At 52.1% G+C, this 22011-nt stretch carries 4 protein-coding genes; all 4 read right to left on the bottom strand.

The genetic code is table 11. From position 1 onward, the window contains the following. Positions 1-9: 9 nt before the first annotated feature. The 4 genes from ABEB26_RS22370 to ABEB26_RS22355 are packed head-to-tail and all read right to left on the bottom strand — an operon-like array spanning position 10 to position 22009. A complete protein-coding gene (locus ABEB26_RS22370) occupies positions 10-1308 on the bottom strand; it encodes an MFS transporter (protein WP_345724310.1) in 1299 nt (432 codons plus the stop codon). Further along, on the bottom strand, positions 1305-9962 hold the full coding sequence (locus tag ABEB26_RS22365; protein ID WP_345724309.1) for an amino acid adenylation domain-containing protein: 8658 nt from the start codon (positions 9960-9962) through the stop codon (positions 1305-1307). Before ABEB26_RS22365 ends, ABEB26_RS22370 begins: the two co-directional genes overlap by 4 nt. Continuing rightward, positions 9959-14218 carry a type I polyketide synthase gene (locus tag ABEB26_RS22360; protein ID WP_345724308.1) on the bottom strand — a complete coding sequence of 1420 codons (4260 nt, stop codon included), beginning with the start codon at positions 14216-14218 and terminating at the stop codon, positions 9959-9961. Before ABEB26_RS22360 ends, ABEB26_RS22365 begins: the two co-directional genes overlap by 4 nt. A gap of 3 nt (positions 14219-14221) precedes the next feature. Next, positions 14222-22009: an amino acid adenylation domain-containing protein gene (locus ABEB26_RS22355; RefSeq protein WP_345724307.1), complete on the bottom strand. Its 7788-nt coding sequence runs from the start codon at positions 22007-22009 to the stop codon at positions 14222-14224. Positions 22010-22011: the final 2 nt, after the last annotated feature.

Here is a 22011-nt window from a genome sequence, read left to right as displayed (position 1 = left end):
CAAAATCTCCTATGCTTGCTCTGATGACGGCGCTTTACGGGCGTGCCATCCAGCAACCCCGATAGTCCACAGCAAGGTGAGTAATCCCAAACTCATAAATTGCAGTTGAATGCCACTGCTCGGCTGATTACCCAATAGCCAGCCAAAGAAGGGGTTAAGCCAGCCACTTGGTTGCATGGCTGGAGTAAAAAATCGGTCGGCCAAAAAGCCCGCACTCACGAAGCCCATGGTGAGAGCCAACGATGCGAGAGCACTAATCAAGGCAAAAATCCGCCCATGCAGGGCATTTGGGAGCTGTTGTTGAATTAAGCTTGTATGGTTGGCGCTGCCCCATGGCAACATGCCAAAGTAGATCATTGCGGCGATTGCTAGCCCAATAATGCTTGGTTGCCAACCAGCCAAAAGCATCGCCAATGCGCCAATCAGCTCAGCCAGCAAAATCGCCCATGCTAAGCGGCGCGGCGGGCGCAACATACTCGCGAGTAAACTCCCTGCAACCATTCCCAAACCACCAAAGGTCAGCAACATGCCAAGTATCGGGACTGAGTGCAGCTCCAATACCAGTGGTGTGATCAACACCTCAATGCTGCCAGCGCTAAAATTGCTCAAAATAATCAGACTAGTCAGCGCAACTAGGCTGGGATAGCGCAAAAACTCACGCCATGCGACCAAGGCAGTTTGCAACAATGGCAGGGTTGTTGGTTCAAGTGCCTGCGGCTGCGGCGCAAACCGGGTACTAGCCGTGATCACCAAAGCCAGTCCAAAGGTCAGCAGGTCGAGGCTGAAAATAAAGGGCATGCCAACCCACGCCAGCAAACTACTGCCAATCAGGGGGGCCAGCAGTTGGGCCAAAGCATTGCTGAGTTGCATCAAGCCATTCGCTCGATTATGTTGAGTCGAAGCGACTAATTGGGGCACACTAGCCACGTAGGCCGGCCATTGACAAGCCCGGGCTAGGGCATTGATGCTATTGGCAAGGTAAATTTGCCAGATCACCAACTGCCCAGTGCTAAATAATATGATCAGCGCAATCGTGCTCAGGCCAGCGATGCTATCGCTTACCAACATTACCGTGCGCCGATTGAACCGATCGCTCAAAGCTCCGGCCCATGGAGCGATCAATGTGGCAGGTAAGGTATTGGTTAGTAATACCCAAGCATAATCACTAACCACGCCATGTTGCTGATAAACCCAAATCCCTAGGGCAAAACCAGTCAGGCTAGAGCCAATCATCGAGCCAGTTTGGCCAAACCAAAGCAGCAAAAAGCGTAGCATGGGGTGCTGTTGCCAACGCCGCAACGAAATCATACGGCAACCTCCAAGCCAACCCCAATCAATCGTCCCAAGGCCTGAACGTATGGCTCATGCAAGATGGTATGGTGGTCACCTGCCAACGTAACAATTTCGACTGTTGCACTGGTTAAGCTGCTCCAGCCCCAATCTGGCTGCTGAGCGAAGGTTAGCTCGGGTGCTTCATCACGGGCTTTGATCAGCATCACGGGGATGGCTAAGCCCGATTCTGGCTGAAAACTGGCCTGATGGTTGGCCCGAAAAACGCTCAAAAAGCGTTCGAGCAAGCTTGGCTCAGTTTGGGCAGGTAGAATGCCGAGCATAATCAGTTGGTCGGTAAGTAGGCCAGCTTGCTCAAGTGGGCTTAATTCGGCCAAATCAGCCTCAGTCAAGACCAACTCGACTGCAAAAGCCTGCTCCAAAACTTGCTTACCACGACGCAGCCATTCCGACCATGGCTCAAGCTCATGTGGTTGTTGGCGAGCTTGGGGTGCAGCACTATCAATGCTGAACAATTGACAAATCTGCTGGCCCTCGGCTAAAGCTAGGCTCGCCATCGCCCAAGCTACATCACTGCCAAATGAGTGTCCGATCAAGGTATATGGCCCTTGTGGGAAGGCTTGACGAATTGCTTGCCATGCCTGTTGCGCCATCACTTCGACCGTCTCGAACGGGGTTTGGTTTGGCTCGAGGCCATAGGCTTGGACTGCATAAATCGCCCGCTCAGTTGGAATTGCTTGGGCCAGTTGTTGTAAATACAGCACATTACCGCCTGCGCCTGGCAGCAAAAAGAGTGGCGTTTGCTCGCCTGAGCCATGGCGTAAGGGCACTAGTGGCGACCATTGGCGGCTTTGATGGCGCAGCAATTGGGCCATTTCGGCGATAGTTGGCGCTTGGTATAAGCTGGTTAATGGCAACGGCTGCTCAAGTAATGGGTTGAGCAAGGCCATAAATCGAATCGCAATCAGCGAATGGCCACCATGTTCCAAAAAGTGATCGTGAATACCCAATTGACGACCAAGCACGGTTGTCCAGAGTTGTTGGAGTTGCAGTTCCAGCGGGTCACGGGCAATTTGTAGGCTTGGTTGCTCGCTCCAAGGCTTGGGCAAAGCTTGACGATCGATCTTGCCATTGGGGGTTAATGGCCATTCGGTTAGTGCCACAATCGCGCTGGGCAGCATATAGCGTGGGAGTTGTAAGGCCAAGTGTTGGCGCAGCAGCTCGCTGGTCAAATCGGGGGCTGCACCAATCACATAGGCAATTAATTGGGCATCAACATTAGCCAATTGCACCACAACCAAGGCTTGGGCCACGCTGGGGTGAGAGAGCAAAACGGTTTCGATTTCGCCAAGTTCAATCCGATAGCCACGAATTTTAACTTGCTGATCAATCCGTCCCAAGCATTCCAGCGTGCCATCGCTGCGATAGCGAGCCAAATCGCCAGTCCGATACATGCGGGCATTTGAGTTATGACTGAAACGATCAGGCACAAAGCGCTGTTCGGTTAATTCAGGCCGTTCATGATAGCCGCGGGCAACTCCGGCTCCAGCGATATACAGCTCACCTAGTGCCCCGACTGGTAATGGTTGCTGCTGAGCATCCAAAACATAGCACTGGGTATTTGCCAATGGTCGGCCAATTGGAATTTGGGTTGAATGCAGCAGGAGGGCAGGCGTAATCTGGGCACAGGTTGACCAAACGCAGGTCTCGGTTGGGCCATACATATTCCACACTTCAGCAACCCGATCAAGCAGTGCACCCGCCAGATCGCGTGGCAATGGTTCGCCGCCACATAGTGCGCGTAAATTTGAACTGCCCTGCCAATCGGCAGTCAACAGCATGCGCCAGGTTGCGGGAGTTGCTTGCAGCACTGTTATGCTATGCTGCTCGATCAACCCAATTAATTGATCGGCATCGCTGGCGGCCTCGCGACTAGCAAGCACAACGGTTGCCCCGCAGAGCAAGGGGCCATACAGTTCCAGCACCGCAATATCAAACGACAAGGTAGTAACGGCAAGCAGCACATCGCTAGAAGTAATACCTGGTTGGCGTTGAATCGATTGCACGAAATTAACCACCGCTTGATGCTCGATCAACACGCCCTTAGGCTTACCCGTTGAGCCAGAGGTGTAGATGGCATAGGCCAAATCGTGAGGTTGGGCACTGGGAAATGGGGCGGTGGTCGGCATGCTGGATAACGTAACAACACAATCATCGAGATCAACCACAGCCCAAGGGCCATGCTGAAGGCTGTGGGCAAGCGGTTGGCTTGAGGCTGCGGTCAGCAACACCTGAATGTTAGCATCCTCGGCCATATAGCTCAGCCGCTCCAAAGGAAAACTTGGATCAAGCGGAACATAGGCTCCGCCAGCCTTGAGCACACCCAACAACGCCACCAGCATCAACGCTGAGCGCTCGATATGAATTCCGACGAGGCTATTCGGGCCAACTCCCAAACCACATAAATAGTGGGCAACTTGGTTGGCCTGCCGATCAAGTTCGGCATAGCTAAGGCTTTGGTTAGCCGCAATAATTGCGCAGGCCTGCGGTGTGCGCTGCGCTTGCCGCTGAAACAGCTCGTGCAAACAGAATGGGCTAAGCGGCTGTTCGGTTGCATTCCACCCTGCTAGTTGTTGTTGATCAACCCCTAGGTCTGGGAGTTGGCCAAGGGTCGCTTGGCGGGTGAGTGCAATCAGCGTTTGGCAAAAGCCTTGCAAGACTGCTTCGATCAGCACCGGATCAAAGCGCTCGGTTGCATAACTCAAGCTACATTCCACCTGCTCAGCGGGCGCAACTACCAAGGTCAGCGGATAATTGGTTTGTTCGGTGGCTTGAATATCGCTGATCCGCAAGGCTGCTTGCTGATCGTCAGATGCAGTGTTGGGATAATTCTCAAACACCAAAATGCTTTCGAACAATGGCGTTGGTTGAACAATATTGCTCCAGCCCTGAATATCAACGAGGCTGCTCGCGGCATATTGTTGGGCTTCAAGCTGTTGGTGTTGAAGCTCTTGAAGCCATGTACCAATTGGTTGATCAGGGTTAAGCGGCACGACGCATGGCAGAGTATTGATAAACATGCCCACCATGTGCTCGGCAGTCGGCAAATTGGCGGGTCGTCCGGCAACGGTTAATCCAAACAATACTTGCAATTGGCTGCTATAGCGACCCAAAACATAGCCCCAAGCGGCTTGAGCCAAGCTGCTCAAGGTAATATGCTGGTCACGCGCAAATTGGCTTAACGCATGAGTTTCGGCTAAAGATAGTTGCTGCTGGATTTTGGCCCAAGCTTGGCTGGCCTGACGTGAGCCAGTGTAATCGCAGGGCAAGGCGGTTGGTTGCTCTTGGGTTGCCAAGTAGCCACGCCAAAATTGCTGAGCTTGGGTTTGATCCTGGGCTTGCAACCAGCCAAGGTATTCGCGATAGGCTGGGGCTGGGGCTAGATCAAGTTGGCTGCCAGCAATCAGCTGTTGATAGCATTCCAACACTTCGCTCAGCACAATCGGCACCGACCAACCATCAAGCAAGAGATGGTGATGAGTCCAAATACAATGATAATGCTGAGCAGCTAGTTTGATCAGGCTGATGCGCATTAATGGTGCTTGGTGTAAATCAAACCCACGCTGACGTTCAGCTTGAGCATAGTTGGTTAGTTGGGTCGAATCAATCTGTTTAACCGACCAATCGTGATAGCAAAGCTCAAAGCTGACCTGCGCCAACACAACCTGGCAAGGATGGCTCAGCCCATCGCTGTAGAAGGCGGTGCGAAAAACAGCGTGGCGTTCGATAAGTTGTTGCCAAGCCTGCTCGAACAACCTTGGGTCGATATAGCCATCAAGGCGGCAGGCGACTTGCTCGATATAAAATTGCTGTTCGGGTGCAAGCAGGCTATGGAAGAGCATACCTTCTTGCAACGGAGTTAGGCGATACACATCGGCAATTGGTTGCTTAACCTGCTGGGCCAAGCGATCAAGCTCACGCTGATTGAGTTGGGCATAGGGCACATCGCTGGGAGTTAATACTGGTTGCTGAACACTGCGGCAATGTCCAATCAAAACCTCAAGCGTGGTGGAAAAGGCGGTTGCCCATTGTTCGAGCGCTTCAGCAGCAGCCCAATCGCGGCAATATTCCCAGTGCAAACTCAGCACACCATTATTGATATAGCCATTAATTTCGACGATGCTACTACGTGGGGTTGCAGGGTCTTGCTCAGCACCAAGGTCAATTTCGGCCAAGCGTTTGAATGGCGCGGCCAGTGTGCCTTGATCGAGTTGACCAAGGTAGTTGAAGGTAACTGCCAAGGGTTGATTCAGCGCAAGCGATTGACGGATTGCAGAATCGGGATGTTGATAACGCAGCCAGCCATAGCTCAAGCCCTGATCGGGCACTGCTCGCAGTTGTTCCTTAATCGCAATCAAAGCTTCAGCGAGAGTTGGGTTAGTCGGCAAGCTCAAATGTTGGGGATAGATACTCGTGAGCCAGCCGACGGTTCGGGTCAGATCAAAATCGGCCTCATCACCAAAACGCCCATGGCTTTCGCGCTCAAGGCTCAGCCCCTGCTCGCCAGTCCATTCGCAATAGCTCAACACCAAGGCTGTCAGCAACAGATCATCAATCGTCGTGCGATAGGCCTGATGCAGATCGCCGAGCAGGCTTGCGGTTAATTGTGGGCTAAGCGTTTGTTGATAGCGCTGGGTTTGAGCAACTACATTATTCAAGGCTTGATCTTGGCTGGCAACTAAGGGTTTTAATTGGCGGAGTGTCTGCTGCCAATAGCCAAGTTGGCTGTAAAACTGTTCGCTAGTTTGGCGTTGGAGATAATCAGTCCATTCGGCCACGCTGGTACTGGCGGGCATTGGTTGCTGCTCATTTAATAAATTGGCCAGATCTTCGAGCACAATTCGCCATGAAACGCCGTCGATAATCCAGTGATGCGCAATCAACAAGAGCCAAGCTTGATTGGGCTGATGGAGATAGCTGGCATTCCAAAGCGGGGCTTGTTGCAAATTCAATGCTTGTTGGCGCTGCGCAGCATAGGCGGTAATTTGGTCAGCAGCTGGCTGCGCAGGATCAAGTGCTAGCACCTGCAGGGTTGGCTCAACTGCATGCAGTTTTTGCTGAAACTGATCATCACAAGCCAGCCGTAAACTTGGATGCAGCTGGGCTAACTGATTCAACCCAACCTGCAAACGGGCTGGTTCAAGTGGCGCAGTTAATTCGATCAACACACTCTGGTTGTAGTGGTTTGGATTGGGCGCGGCCAACGCGCCAAACCACTGTTGAACTGGCAAGAGCTGCTGTGGTGCACGCGCAGGCCGTTGGGTTGTAGTGATCGAGCCAAGTGCAGGCAAGACTTGAGCTAACGCAGCAATCGTTTGATGTTGGAACAACAAGCGCGGCGTTAATCCCAAGCCCGCAGCGCGACAACGGCTAACCACCTGCATTGCCAGAATTGAATCGCCGCCCAAACCGAAGAAATTGGCATGGCGACCAATTGGCTGACCGAGCACTTGCTGCCAAATTGTAGCAAGCGTTTGCTCGGTTGCACCCTCGGGCGCAATTTGTTCGGTTGGGTTTAGTTGGCTGGGCTTCAAGGCCAATAAAGCCTTGCGGTCAACTTTGCCATTGGGAGTTAATGGCAATTGTTCAAGCTGTATCAAGCCGCTTGGCAGCATATATTCAGGCACGCGGGTTTGCAGCCATTGCACCAAGGCCGCCTGCTCAACCATTTGATCTGCAACCACATAGGCTACTAGGCTCGGATGCGGCGTGGTATGCACCAAAGCAACAGCATGTTGAATGCTTGGGTATTGGGTCAGCGCGGTTTCAATCTCGCCCAGCTCAATCCGAAAGCCACGCAGTTTGATTTGCTGATCGCCACGCCCTAAAAATTCCAATTGGCCAGTGCTCGTCCAGCGGGCGCGATCGCCAGTGCGATACATACGTGCCCCGGGCAATCGGCCCCATGGATCAGGCACAAAGCGTTCGCTGGTGAGGTCGGGGCGACCAAGGTAGGCACTAGCCAAGCGTTCGCCAGCCAAATACAACTCGCCGCTGGCCCCGTTTGGCACAGGCTGCAACCATTGATCAAGCACATACATCGCGGTTGCGGCAAATGGTCGGCCAATCGGCACAGTCCGCTCAGCGATCAACGGTTTATCAGCAGCACTGAAATAGCAGCTATCGATCACTGCTTCGGTCACACCATACGAATTGATCAAGCGGGTTGTTGGTTCAAACACCGTTTGAAAGCGCTGATACTCTTCGCCATACCAAGTATCTGAGCCAGCAATAACCAAGGGCATTGCTAGTTTTTGCTTGGTTAAGGCCAGATAATGGCAAAGTTCACGCAGCACCGCTGGGACAAATTCGCCACAATCGACCTGTTCGCTGACGATTAGTTGATATAAATCAGCGGGCGAGAGCAAATAATCGCGTGGGCAAAGCACCAAACGCCCGCCTGAACCGAGCGCCCGCACAAAATCGCCAGTGCAGACATCAAACGAAAAAGCTGCCATTTGCAAGTGCACGCGGATCGTGTCGGTCAGCTGATAGGCTTGCTCCCAAGCGCGGTAGGTTTGGGCCAACGGGCCATGGGCAATGACGGTTCCTTTGGGCAAACCAGTTGAGCCAGAGGTATAAATCACATAGGCAGGTTGTTGCGGGTGAATCGCTAGCGCAGGTGCAGTTGCCGCATACTCATGCAATTGATCGTTTAGTTGCTCCCAGATAATTAGTGGTTGTTCGACGGGCAAACAATCGATCAAGGCAGCTTGAGTAAGCACCAAACGCAGCTTAGCATCGTTGCACATAAAGGCCAAACGCTCAAGCGGATAGCTCGGATCAAGCGGGACATAGGCTGCGCCAGCCTTGAGTACCCCTAACCAAGCAACCGGCATGGCTAGCGAACGCTCAAAACAGAGACCAACAAAATCGCCACAACCAATCCCTTGTTGATGTAAATACTGGGCCAATTGATTGGCGGCCTGATCAAGCTGGGCATAGCTCAAATGCTGACCTTGCCACGTTACAGCTAAGGCATCTGGCTGATTAAAGGCATGCTGCTGAATCAAGTGCTGAATCGGTTGGGCAGCAATAATTGGCGATTGAAACCCCCAATCGGCCAAACGTGAAATTGGCAAGCTCTGCAATGGGTACTCAGGCGCAGCACAAACATAGCTCAAGGTCTGTTCAAAATCTTCGATCCAGCGCTCGATTGTGCTTGGTAAAAAAAGATCGATAGCAAACTCAACTTGTCCAGTAAAGCCGTTTGGAAGATCTTGCATTGTCCACGACAGATCAAACATCGCCGTGCCTTCGCCAAGCTCATCAAGCAAGCATGGTTCAAAGCTAAGATTGGGGAGTTGCAAGCTACTGGTTGGCGCGGTTTGTAGATCAAACATCACCTGGAAAATGGGGTTATAGCCCAATGTGCGCTCTGGTTGCAAGGCCTCGACTACCTGCGCAAATGGCGCATCCTGATTAGCAAAGGCGGCCAAACTGACAGCTTGGGTTTGGCGCAAAAGCTCCGAAAATGGCAAATTACGATCAGGCTTGATCCGCATTACCAAGCTATTGACGAAAAAACCAATCAAGTTTTCAGTTTCTAGGCGGTTGCGGTTGGCAATCGGTGTGCCGATTGGCAAATCGTGGCTACCAGTCATCCGCGCCAGCCAAAAAGCAAAGCCAGCCAATAACGTCATATAGGGGGTACAGCCATAGCGCTGGCCAACTTGGCGAATTTGCTGGCTTAGGCAGGCCGAAAGCACAAAATGGCAGGTTTTGCCGCGCCACGATTGGCTGGCTGGGCGTGGATAATCGCTGGGTAGCGCCAACAATGCTGGTGCGCCAACTAAGCTAGCATGCCAAAATTGCACCTGTTTTTGCCAGAGCGGAGCTTGAGCTAGGTCGCGTTGCCATGCAGCAAAATCGCCATATTGAATTGGCAAGACGGGGAATTGCGGTCGTGTGGCTTGGGCAAAGGCTTGATAGCTGGTAGTCAATTCGTGAATCAAGCAACCCATCGACCAACCATCAGCTATTGTATGGTGCATTACCACCAGTAGCATGGCTTGCTCAGCGCCAAGCTGCAACAACACCAAGCGCAATAATGGCCCGTTACTCAAATCAAAGGCTGCCAGCGCTTGCTCACGTAGATAGTGTAAGGCCTGCTGGCGTGGCGCGGCATAGCCTGAATAATCGACGATCTGCAACGGCAATTCGCTCAGACTGGGCGTGGGCTGAACTTGTTGAATTGGCTGGCCAGCAACGGTTGGCAAGCTGGTGCGCAAAATCTCATGGCGTTCGAGGCTAAGCTGTAAGGCTCGCGCTAATAATTCGGGCTTGAACTCGCCACGAATCTCAAAACAGCCCGATAAGTTGTAGGCATTGCTTTGGCCTTCGAGTTGATCGAGAAACCAAAGCCGCTCTTGGCCAAAGGAGAGCGGCAAAGGCTGGTTGCGTGGGCTTGGTCTGATCGCTTCAGATGCATTTACTGGAGCCTGATATTGCTCGAACCAGGCGATCAATTGCGGTTTTTGCTCACTGAGCGCAGCCCGTAATTCCGGCGTTAATACGCCCTTTGGTGCATTAACCCGTAAATTCGGGCCATCAAGCCATAATTTTATGTCGAGTGTATTTAATTGTTCAAGTAGGGTTTGAACCGCGCTCATAGCTCTATCTCCTCACGCTCGCTACCACCGACTGCCTGCGCTTGCAAGGTTTGGCTAAGCTGCTGCTGGCGAATATGCTCGGCCAATTCAGCCAAGGTTGGCAGCTGAAACACCACTTGCAATGCCAAATCAACCTGCATTTTCTGGCGAATCCGCCCAAGTATTTGAGTTGCTAACAACGAATGGCCACCCAAATCGAAGAAATTATCGTGAATGCTAAGTTCGTTCAGTCCCAACAAATCGCCCCAAATTGCTGCTAGCTGTTGTTCAACCTGGGTACGCGGAGCCTCGAAATTAGCTGAACGCGGGCGATGGACAGTGGTTTGCTCCACAACCATTGGCTGTGGATAGAGCCAACGTTGACGACGTGCAGCAAAATCGCCTAGCACCACTTGCAGATTAAGCACGCCGCGTTGCTGCACGATTGCGGTTAGCGCAGCCCAGCCTTGCTCAAAGCTCAAGCGTTGAGGGTCGGCTTCGTTGGCGCTTTGCCAACCATCCCAATTAATGCAATACCACGGCACGGCACTGGATTGATTGAGTTGGTGCACGATGGCATGTTGGGCAATATTCGCGCTGGCATAGCTCGCAAAGCCCAGCCCGCCCAAATCGCTGGCCAACGACGACATCACCACCGCCCAATCGAGTTTCCATGGTCGCACCATCATAGCGAGCTGTTGAGTTCCGTGGAGTTTGGCCGCCATCATCGAATTCCAAATGGCATGAGTGGTTTCAGTACTGCCAATTTGGGCCGCACTGCCAGCGATCCCTGCCGCGTGGATCAGGCCATGACAGTGACCCCATTGGGTTTCGATCAGCGCTAAAGCTTCGGCTAGTTGCTTGGGCTGAGCTACATCGGCCTGCATAATCAAGGCCTCGCCACCAAGTTCAGCTATCTGCTGTTGCAAAACCTGAGCAGCGGACGAAGCTGGTGCTAGCGAACGGCTCAAAATCGCAATTTTGGCCTGATATTGTTTGGCTAATTGCAGCGCGATTTGGCGACCCAACCCACCGTTGCCCCCGGTGATCAGATAGCAGCCGCCAACCCGAAAGCCAACTTGGTTGGCTGGCAAGTTTGCAGTGTTGGCCTGTGGCACAAAGCGATTGAAACCGCGCAACGCCACGGCTGGCTCGCTGGCATGGTGTAGCTCTTGCGCCAACATACTGGGCCAAGCTTGGTGGGTAAAATCAAGGTCAATCCAATGGCTGCTGATTTCGGGATATTCTTGGGCCAAAACCATCGCCACCCCACGCAATGAAGCATCATGCGGGTTGAGATCTTCGTGCGGAGCAATTGCCAAACTCTGGCTAGTTACAACATGTAACTTCACCGAGTTCAAACCCAAATCACGCACCCGCTGGGCAATTCTTAGAAGATCAGCAGCAGATTCCCAAGCAGAGGGGTTGCTGAAGTTGCTGAAATAGACAATTTGGCTGTTTGTAGAATCGAGATTTTTGCTTTGTTCAGCAAACGTATCTCGAACGCATACCAAAATTCGCTGATTTGGGGCAACCTGTTGAGTTAAGCGTTCGATCGTGCTTGGTTCGTTGCCCCAAATCAGCCACGTACCAGTTTGGCTTGGCATGCTTGCAAGGCTTTGGGCTTGCCACGTTGAGGTGTTGATGGTTAATTGATTGCTTGAGCGCGGTGTTTGGCGTTGTTCAGCCTCAATCCAATGGCGCTGGCGCTCGAAAGCATAGGTTGGCAACCAAACCTTATGCCAAGTCGTTTGATGCAGAGCATTCCATCGCACTGCAATCCCTGCTTGCCACAACTGGCCTAAGCTTTGCAACATCAGCGCTAAATCGGCTTGTTTGGCCTGCGGATGTGGCAAACTGGTGAGAATCAGTGGCGCTTGAGCGGCTTGGCTGGCACGCGCAAAGGTTGCCAATGTATGGCCAGGTCCAAGCTCTTGTACAATCCAGGCTCCATCAGCCAATAAGTTATTGAGACAGGCAGCGCACTGAACTGGACTGACAATCTGCTCAAGCCAATACTCGACGCTGGTCGCTTGGGCGGTGGTCATCCATATACCACTCACATTTGAGAGGATTGGAATTGTTGGTGCTTGGAGTTGCACAGCGGCAAATTGCTGACGAAAGGCCGCCAACATCGGCTGCATCGCCCGTGAGTGAAAGGCATGTGAGGTGTGTAAAATGCGTGATTCGATCCCACGCTCAGTCAATTGCTGTTGAAACGCGCGAATCGCCGCGTGTTCGCCAGCGACCACCAGCAGATTGTTGGTATTAATCGCCGCTAGATCAAGCTCGGCAGGTAAACTGGGTTGAATTTGATCGAGGCTAGCACTAATACTGAGCATCACTCCGCTTGGTAATTGGTTCATCAGTTGGCCACGAGCAACCACCAAACCAATTGCAGTTGGCAAATCCATCACATTAGCGATACAAGCGGCCACATATTCACCAATGCTATGACCAAATAAGGCTTGTGGTTGAATGCCCCACGCTAGCCATTGTTGGGCCAAGGCATATTCCAGCATAAACAAACAGGGCTGAGCTATGTTCGTTGCAGTTAGATCGCTGGATTGGTCAAACAGCACTTGGCGCAGATCGCAGCCCAGCAAAGGTTGAGCATAACGGTTGACCAAATCAATTGCTTGGCGAAAGGCCGTAGCCTGTTGATATAGTTCGGCGGCCATTCCGGCATATTGGCTGCCTTGCCCCGAAAAGAGCCAAGCAACTTTGGGCGGTTGGCTGGGACACTCACGAATTGGGCTGGTCAACAAAGCTTGGCTGGCTTGTTCATGGTTTTTGGCCACCACAAAACTTCGCTGAACAAAGGCTTGCCGCGCCGTTTGCAAGGTATAGGCTACATTAGCCAAGCCTTGAACTGGGTTAGTTTGGAGATGTACCGCCAGCCGTTCGGTTTGCTGCTCAAGCGACCAAATGCTGGCCGCCGAAATTGGCAGCAATTGCCATGATTCAGTTTGGCTCTTAGTTTGGATTGGTTCGGCTGCCGCCAGCACCACATGCGCATTCGTACCGCCAATTCCAAATGAACTAACCCCAGCATGAAGCTTTGTCTCCCAAGCCGTAGCTGTGGGGTTTAGATAAAATGGTGATTGTTGCAAATCGGCATGCGGAATGTTGGCATAGGCGGTTGGTGGTAGTTGGCGATGATGTAGGGCCAAGGCGGTTTTGATCAAGCCCGCCACGCCAGCAGCATTATCGAGATGCCCAATATTGGCCTTGAGCGTACCCAACCCACACCATGCTTGCTCGGCAGTTGCCCCAAAAACCTTTTTGAGCGCCGCTAATTCGATTGGGTCGCCAAGGTTGGTGGCCGTGCCATGGGTTTCAAGATAGCCAATCGTATTCGGTTCAACCTCGGCTAAGGCCAAAGCTTCGCCAACCACTTGGGCTTGGCCTTTGATACTTGGGGCGGTAAAACCAACTTTTTGTGCACCATCATTATTAATCGCACTCCCTTTAATCACTGCCCAAATTGGGTCGCCCGCAGCAACCGCATCAGCGGCGCGTTTGAGCAGCACCATACCAGCCCCACTACTGCCAATCGTGCCAGCCGCCTCGCTAGTAAAGGGCTTGCAATTGCCATCAGGCGAGTGAATCATGCCTGTTTGATACAGATGGCCTTGAATTTGAGGAATGCGTAGCGCCGCACCACCAGCTAAGGCCATCTCGCTCTCACCATTCAAAATGCTTTGAATGGCCATATGAGTTGCAACCAGCGAAGTCGAGCAGGCCGTCTGAACACTAACACTCGGTCCTAGCAAATTGAGCTTGAATGAAATTCGGGTTGGTGCATAATCTTTATCATTTGCCAGCATCACGGCATAATCACCACTGCGCTCGATTGCACTTGGATTGGCCAGCACCTGTTGCAACAAATAGTTATTTGCGCCAACCCCCACAAAAACTCCAATTTTTTGCGGCTGTTTCAAGGCATAGCCCGCTTGCTCCAAGGCTTCCCAAGCACATTCCAACAACATGCGCTGCTGTGGATCAAGCAAGGCGGCCTCGTTGGGCGTAATTCCCCAAAAGCTATGATCAAAGCCCGCAATATCGTCAAGCAACAGTGGCGCACGTTTGACGTAGGCAGGATCATTGAGTAGGACTGGGTCGATTCCGCTGGCTTGGAGTTGTTGTAGTTCTAAATCTGTTATGCAGACAATTCCTTGGCGAATATTATCCCAAAATGTCGTCAGATTATTGGCTCCTGGAAAGCGTCCAGCCATCCCAATGATTGCAATATCAGTGTCGGTATAGGCGTGCATCAATTATTCCTCATCAAGACTAAGCTGGACTTGTTGGCGACGTTGACGACGTTGGGCTTGGCTTTGCTGACGCTGGCTGCGTTGTTGGGCTTGATGTTGGTCGGCAAGTGGCAACTCGCTTGGTTGTTCGCTCAAGGCTACGGCCAACGCCGCAATCGTTGGGTGTTCAAACAACAGCATCAATTCGATTGAACGATTTAAGGCTGTTTCCAAGCGGCTATGGACTTGAATCAAGGCTAAAGAATGGCCGCCAAGGTCGAAAAATGGCCGTTCAACTTCATTAATTGGGCGCTCTAGCACTGCCGACCAAATTGCCGCGATGGTTTGTTCAAGTGCATTTTGGGGCTGGCGTTGCGGGGTTACTGCGCCAGGTAGCGGGGCGGGCAAGGCTTTGCGGTTCAACTTGCCGTTGCTGCTCAAGGGCAATTCAGTCAATTGCAGCCAATGCGCCGGAATCATGGCTTCGGGCAGGCGTGAACGCAACCATGAGCGCAAGGTTGCTTCAGCTGGCACAACTTGATCTGGCCGCGCAATCCAATAGGCTACCAATTGCCCAGCGTGATGATGCACCACAACCTGAGTGATGGCTGGATGTTGGCTAAGTTGATGCTCAATCTCACCTAGCTCAACCCGAATGCCACGCACCTTAATTTGGAAATCGTTGCGGCCAAGGTATTCGATCGCACCATCATCGCGCCAACGGGCCAAATCGCCAGTACGATACAAACGTGCGCCTGCTTGGCTAGCAAAGGGATGTGGAATAAAACGCTCGGCGGTCAAATCGGGGCGTTCAGCATACCCCCGCGCCAAATTTACCCCACCAATCAGCAACTCACCCGCCACGCCAACAGGCACTGGCCGCATCTGTGAATCAAGAATATAGAGTTGGGTGTTGGCAATCGGGCGGCCAATTGGCACGCTTGGCTCGGCGCTAGGCTGATAGTGCCAAGCACTCACATCAACCGCTGCTTCAGTTGGACCATATAAGTTATGTAAATCTGCATTCAGCGTTTGGCAAAAATGAGCGCTGGTTTCGGCACTCAAAGCCTCGCCACTGCAAAAAACTTGGCGTAAACTGGAGCAGTTGGCTGCTTGTGGTTCTTCCAAAAACAGGCTGAGCATCGACGGCACAAAGTGCATGGTCGTGACCTGCTGGGCTTGAATTAGCTCGGCCAAATAACGTCGATCAAGATGCCCCGCCGGGCGGGCAACCACAAGCTTAGCGCCAGTTATCAATGGCCAGAAAAACTCCCAGACCGAAACATCAAAGCTGTAGGGCGTTTTTTGCAACACCACATCAGCCGCCGTTAATTGATAGCGCTGCTGCATCCACAACAAACGATTGACAATCGCCTGATGACTATTGATCACGCCTTTGGGCTTGCCCGTTGAGCCAGAGGTATAAATCATATAAGCCGCATTAAGTGGATGGAGTGTCGGTGGGTTGAAGCTCAGGCTGAAATCTGGCTGCCACGTTTGATCAAACACCAACACTGGAATTGACGTTTGATCGAGGTTTGGCGTATCAGTAATGAGCACCCGTGGCGCAGCATCAGCCAACATCGCCAATACCCGCTCGGCAGGGTAGGCCAGATCAAACGGCACATAGGCAGCGCCAGCTTTGACAATCGCCAAAAGCGCAATCACCATCTGAGCCGAGCGCTCCATCAACACCCCAACCCGATCATCAACCTGCACCCCTTGGACTTGCAACGTGGCGGCAAGCTGAGTTACCCGTTGATCAAGCTCGGCATAGCTATAGTGATGATGTTCATCAGAGAGTGCGGGAGCATTGGGCGTGCGCTGCACTTGCTGAGCCAATAAATCAACCAAAAGCTCACTTGAATCCCAAATTTGCGCGGTGTTATTCCACCCATTGAGTAACTGATCCTGTTCGGCAGTAGCGAGCAAGCTTAATTCGCCAACCGTTGCAGTGAGTGGCAATTGCTGTAACAAATGCGCCAAATGACGTGCTAGTTGGGTAATTCGAGTTGCCGAATACACCGCTTGATCGTAGCTCAGCTTCAAGGTTAGCGCAGCATCAGGCAGCACCAACAGGGTCAGCGGCAAATTGGTTTGCTCAGTAGTTTTGGCATCAACAATCGCCAAATCACTGACTGCTTGCTCAACGCTAGCAGCAATCGGGTAGTTTTCAAAAACCAGTAAGCTTTCAAATAGATGCTGACTAGCTGGAATGTTGCTGGCCTGCTGAATCGCAGTCAATGGCGTAGCCGCAAAATCGTTGCAACGGCTTTGTTGGGCTTGCAAAGCTTGCAACCATTCAGCAATTGGCTGCTGTGAATCAAGCTTGACCCGCACTGGCAAGCTATTGATACACAAACCGACTAACTGCTCCATACCCACAATATCGGTTGGGCGGCCTGCCACCGTCGCCCCAAACAGCACATCATCAAGCGCATTGTAGCGCCCTAACAAGACCGCCCAAGCGCCTTGAACCAAGGTATTCAAAGTGACATGCTGTTGGCGTGCCCACTGCTGGAGCACTTGAGTTTGGTTTGGCTCAAGTTGCAGGCTATATTCGTGATAGCTACTAGTTGCTTGGGGCACTATATGCGGCGCTGGCAAAGGCGTTGGCTCGGCCAAACCAGCCAAATAGTCGCGCCAAAACTGCTGCGCCTGCTGCTGATCATAGCTTGTGGCCCAAGCGATATAATCGCGATAAGCCACTGCTGGGACTAATTGCAATGGCTGAGCTTGATCAACATGGCCATACACTCCAAATAATTCAGCCAACAGATTGGCGATCGACCAACCATCAAGCAACAAGTGATGATGCGTCCAGAGGCAGTGATAGCGCTGTTCAGCCAGTTTGATCCATGTCCAGCGCAGCAAGGGTGCTTGGTTTAGGGCAAACGGTTGAGTTCGATCAGCTTGGCGTAAAGCCGCCAGCAATTCAGCTTGTTCATCAGCTGCAATAGCCTGCCAATCGAGCACCCGCCAAGGTGTATCGACATGCTCAAGCACAATTTGCATTGGCTGCGGCAAGCTTTCAGTACAAAAGGCTGTGCGCAAAACCGCATGGCGCTGTTGCACCTGCTGCCAAGCAATTTGCAAACTCACCAAATCCAGCGGGCCATTGACCGTCCACTCAACTTGTTCGAGATAAACGCTCGATTGAGGGTTGAGCAAACTATGGTAGAGCATACCAACTTGCAAGGGAGCCAAGGGGTATACATCAATTGGGGTAAGGTTTTGGGCATGATAACGGGCCAATAATTGATCAAGGGTTGGCTGATCGAGTTTGGCTAAAGCAACATCGCTGGGCGTTAAGCTCAGGCGTAATTGCTGGCGACAAGCGCCAATCAAAGCTTTGAGTGCGGCAACACAGGCACTGGCCAAGCGTTCAATCGTGCTCTGCTGATGCCAAGCTTGGTTATATTCCCAATCGAAATGCAATTGACCATCGCGAATGTAGCTGGCTATGTTCAACAAATGGCCGCGTGGCGTGCTAGCAGCAACGTCAGCGCCCGTCGCTTCAGGGGCAATTCCTAACAATGGTGGCATGCTAACGCTCTGATCAAGCTGGCCAAGATAATTGAACACCAAGGGAATTGCTTGATCTGGCTGTAATTGGGAGACGGTTGCTGAATTCAAGTAACGCAAAATCCCAAAGCTCTGGCCGCCCTCTGGCACAGCCCGTAATTGCTCTTTAATCGCTTTCAGGGCGGCTAAGGGCGCTGGATCGGCGGGTAAATCGAGAGCAACAGGATACAAACTGGTAAACCAGCCAACGCTGCGGCTAAGATCGTCGGTTGGCTCAGGGCTAAATCGCCCATGGCTTTCGAGATCGATCACCCAATGGCGTTGCTCAGCCCAGCCAGCCAAGGTTTGGGTCAAAGCAGTTAATAAAAGATCATTGATATTCACCCGCACTGCTTGTTGGCAATCGTGCAGCAGCGCTTGGGTTGTGGCTTGATCAAGCGTAGTGTGGACAAAAACCGCATCACGCGTGAGATTTTGTCCACTAGTTGGCACATGATCAAGCGGCACAGGGCTGATATTGGCAAGTTGCTGCTGCCAAAAGCCCAAATCAGCCAAATACTGGGGATTATCGGCTTGGCCTTGGAGCCGATTGGCCCAAACACTCCAAGGCGTAGTACTGGGAATCGCAGTTGCCCCATTCAAAGCCATGGCCAAATCTTCGAGCACAATTCGCCACGAAACCCCATCGATTACCAAGTGATGGGCAACCAAAATCAGGCGAGCCTGCGTGGGCGTTCGCACCAAGCTGGCGGCGAAACTTGGGCCATGCTCTAACTGCAAACTTTGCTGCATGCGCTGGCAAATATGCCCAAGCATGGTCGGCCAATTATTCGAATCGTCGGCGCAATGCTGAACCACTAGATTGATCGAGCGCGAATCGCCATACCACTGGCGTTGCTGTGGCTCAAATTGCCAGCGTACCCGCAAGATTGGGTGCAAGCTGACCAAGCGATCAAGTGCAGTTTGAATCGCGGCTGGCTCTAAATCGGGCGCAACCACCAGCATCAAGATCTGGTTGAAATGTTGGGGATTGGTTGGGCGCAATTGGCGCAGCCAATGGCCAATCGGAGTCCAAGCAATCTCGCCTTCAAGCTGATAGCTTGGCTGTTCAAGCACCAAACTGTTCACTTGTTGCTCAATGATCACTGCTAATTCAGCAATAGTTTGATGCTGAAAAAGCTGGCGCGGGCTAAGATTAAGCCCTTCGGCCCGTGCACGGCTAACCATCTGCATCGCAATAATCGAATCGCCACCAAGGCTGAAGAAATTGGCTTCGCGGCTGATGATGGTTTGACCGAGCGCTACGCTCCAGAGATCAGCCAATTGTTGCTCAAGCGGCGATTGCAGTGGAGTGCTGCTGGATCGCTCGGCCTGTTCTAGCTCGGGTGCTGGTAAGGCTTGGCGATCGAGCTTGCCATTGCTGGTCAAGGGAAAACTAGCCAGTTCAATTAAGGCGCTTGGCCACATATAATCGGGCAGTCGTTCATGTAGTTGCTGGTTGATCGCCGCCAGATCAAGTGCTGAATCGGCTTGTGCGCCGACGCTGCGCATTTGAGTTTTGGCAATTAGATAACCAACCAAGCGTTTATGGCCTGGTCGATCTTCGCGCACAATTACTGCCGCCGATTGTACCGCCGCATGCTGGCTCAAAGCGGCTTCAATTTCACCAAGCTCAATCCGGAAGCCGCGAATTTTGACTTGTAGATCGATTCGGCCAAGGTACTCTAGCTCGCCATTCGGCCAGTAGCGCACCAAATCGCCTGAACGATACCAACGGCTGTTGCTGGGCAAATCGGGAGTACTTAGATCGGCTTGGATAAAGCGCTGCGCATTCAATTCAGGTCGTTCGAGATAGCCCTGAGCCACCCCAGCCCCGCCAACATACAATTCGCCTGCCACTCCAACCCCAACTTGGCGGCCTTGCGAATCAAGCACTGCCAGTGCCAAATCGGGAATAGGGCAACCAATTACGCTACCTAAACCCATGTGCAGATCGGCCAAGCGAATCGGGCGGTAGGTCACATGTACAGTGGTTTCGGTGATGCCATACATATTGATCAGTTGCGGCTGATCGCCATAACGCGCAAACCACGGCCCAAGTTGGGCTAGATCAAGCGCCTCGCCGCCGAAAATCACCGTGCGCAAGGCCAGCCGTTGGTCAGCCAAACTATCAGCCTGAATCAATTGGTAAAAGGCCGATGGCGTTTGATTCAGCACGGTTACTTGTTGTTGATACAATAATTGATGGAAGACCTCAGGATTGCGGCTGACCCAGTAGGGCACAACCACTAAATGGCCGCCATACAACAACGCGCCCCACAATTCCCAGACCGAAAAATCAAAGGCATATGAGTGGAACAGCGTCCAAACGTCGTGCTGATTGAATTGATACCAAGCATTGGTTGCAAGCATCAGGCGTGCAACGTTGGCATGGCTTACCACGACACCTTTGGGGTTGCCAGTCGAGCCTGAGGTATAAATCACATAAGCTGGGTTTTCTGTTGAGCAGACCACACTGGGTGGCGTTGTGGGATAATCGCTTGTGGGCTGGTCAAGCAAATAGCACTGTTCAGCTTGCACCAAATTCTGGAGCTTGCGCTGGGTTACAATATGGCGAATATTGGCATCGGCCTGCACAAACCCCAAACGTTCGCTGGGATAGGTCGGATCAAGCGGCACATAGGCCGCACCAGCCTTAAGAATCGCCAAAATGCCCACGACCAACTCAAGTGAACGTTCAACACACAAGCCAACCAAACTGCCAACCGTCACACCTTGGGCAATCAAGCCATGGGCAACCTGGTTGCTGCGCTGATCAAGCTTGGTATAGCTCAGCCAGCTATCTTCGAAACTCACCGCCTTGGCATTGGGATGTGCCTGCACTTGCTGGGCAAACCATTCATGCAAACATAAGGGCGGCGCATAATCGGGCGCTTGCCAGTTGCCCCATGCCTGCAAATTAGCCCGTTGATCTGGCGTAACTAGGCTTAATTCGGCCACACTGCTGGCCGTAGTCAAACTCAACAAGATTTGCTGCAATTGAGCCAATAACAATTCAGCATTGACCTGATCATAGCGATAATGATCGACGCTCAAGCTCAAACGTAGCTGTTCGCCAGGTACAACAATCAAGGTAATTGGATAATTGGTATGTTCGGCGAGGCTCAGTTGCTCAATCTGTAGGTCTGCTTGGCTGGCATCGGTCGCTTGCAGCGGATAATTCTCGAAAACTACAATACTTTCAAAAAGGCTTGCCCCATGACCAATCTCGCTCCAACGCTGAATATCGACCAAAGCGCTGGCACTATGCTGCTGCAATTCGGCATATTCAGTTTGAATAGTTTGCAGCCATGTTTGCGGTGATTGGCTTGGCTCAAGCTTAATTCGAATTGGCAGTGTATTGATGCACAAGCCAATCAATTGCTCGCTTTGGTGGATTTCGGCAGGACGTTCGGCGAAAGTCGCGCCAAAGGCCACATCATTGGTTTGGCTATGTTGGGCCAAAAGGTAAGCCCAGGCCGCCTGCACACAATTATTCAAAGTCACTTGGCTTTGGCGTGCCCATGTTTGCAATTGGCTGGTTTCAGCAATTGTTAGCTGCTGGTGATATTCAGCGAAACGCTGGCTATGGGTCAACTGAATTGAGCGCTGCAAGGGCAAGGGCGTGGCAGCATGAAAATCGGCCAAATAGCCGCGCCAAAATTGCTCGGCTTGAGCTTGATCGTGCTGTTGCAGCCAATCAATATAGGCGCGATAGGCTGGGGCAGGTGTTTGAGCAAGCGCTGTACCATGCCGCAAAGCAGCATAGGCTTGCAACACTTGCTCAAACAACAAGGCCACCGACCAACCATCAAGCAAAAGATGGTGAAACGTCCAAACCCAATGCCATTGATCATCGGCTAGTTGCACCACAACCCAACGCTGTAAGGGCGCTTGATCAAGCATAAATGGCTGTTGGCGATCATTTTCCAATAATATGTCAAGTTCATAGGTTTGTTGTGCAACGCTGAGCTTGCGCCAATCGAGCACCTGAAACGGCAATTCAACCGTTTCATAGACCACTTGCAAGGGCTTTTCAAGTTCTTCCCAGAAAAAACCACTGCGCAAAATCGTATGCCGAGCCACAACCATTTGCCATGCTTGGCCAAAACAAGCGAGATCAAGTTGACCACGCAAGCGCGATTGCACCTGTTCGAGATACATTCCAGCAGTTGGGCTCGCGATGGTATGAAACAGCATGCCCTGCTGCATTGGCGATAATTCATAAATATCCTGAATATTGTCCACCG

This window comes from Herpetosiphon gulosus, from assembly GCF_039545135.1.
Taxonomy (GTDB): Bacteria; Chloroflexota; Chloroflexia; order Chloroflexales; family Herpetosiphonaceae; genus Herpetosiphon; species Herpetosiphon gulosus.
The sequence above is the reverse complement of the archived record's forward strand: the minus strand, read 5'-3'. Positions and strand labels throughout refer to the sequence as shown.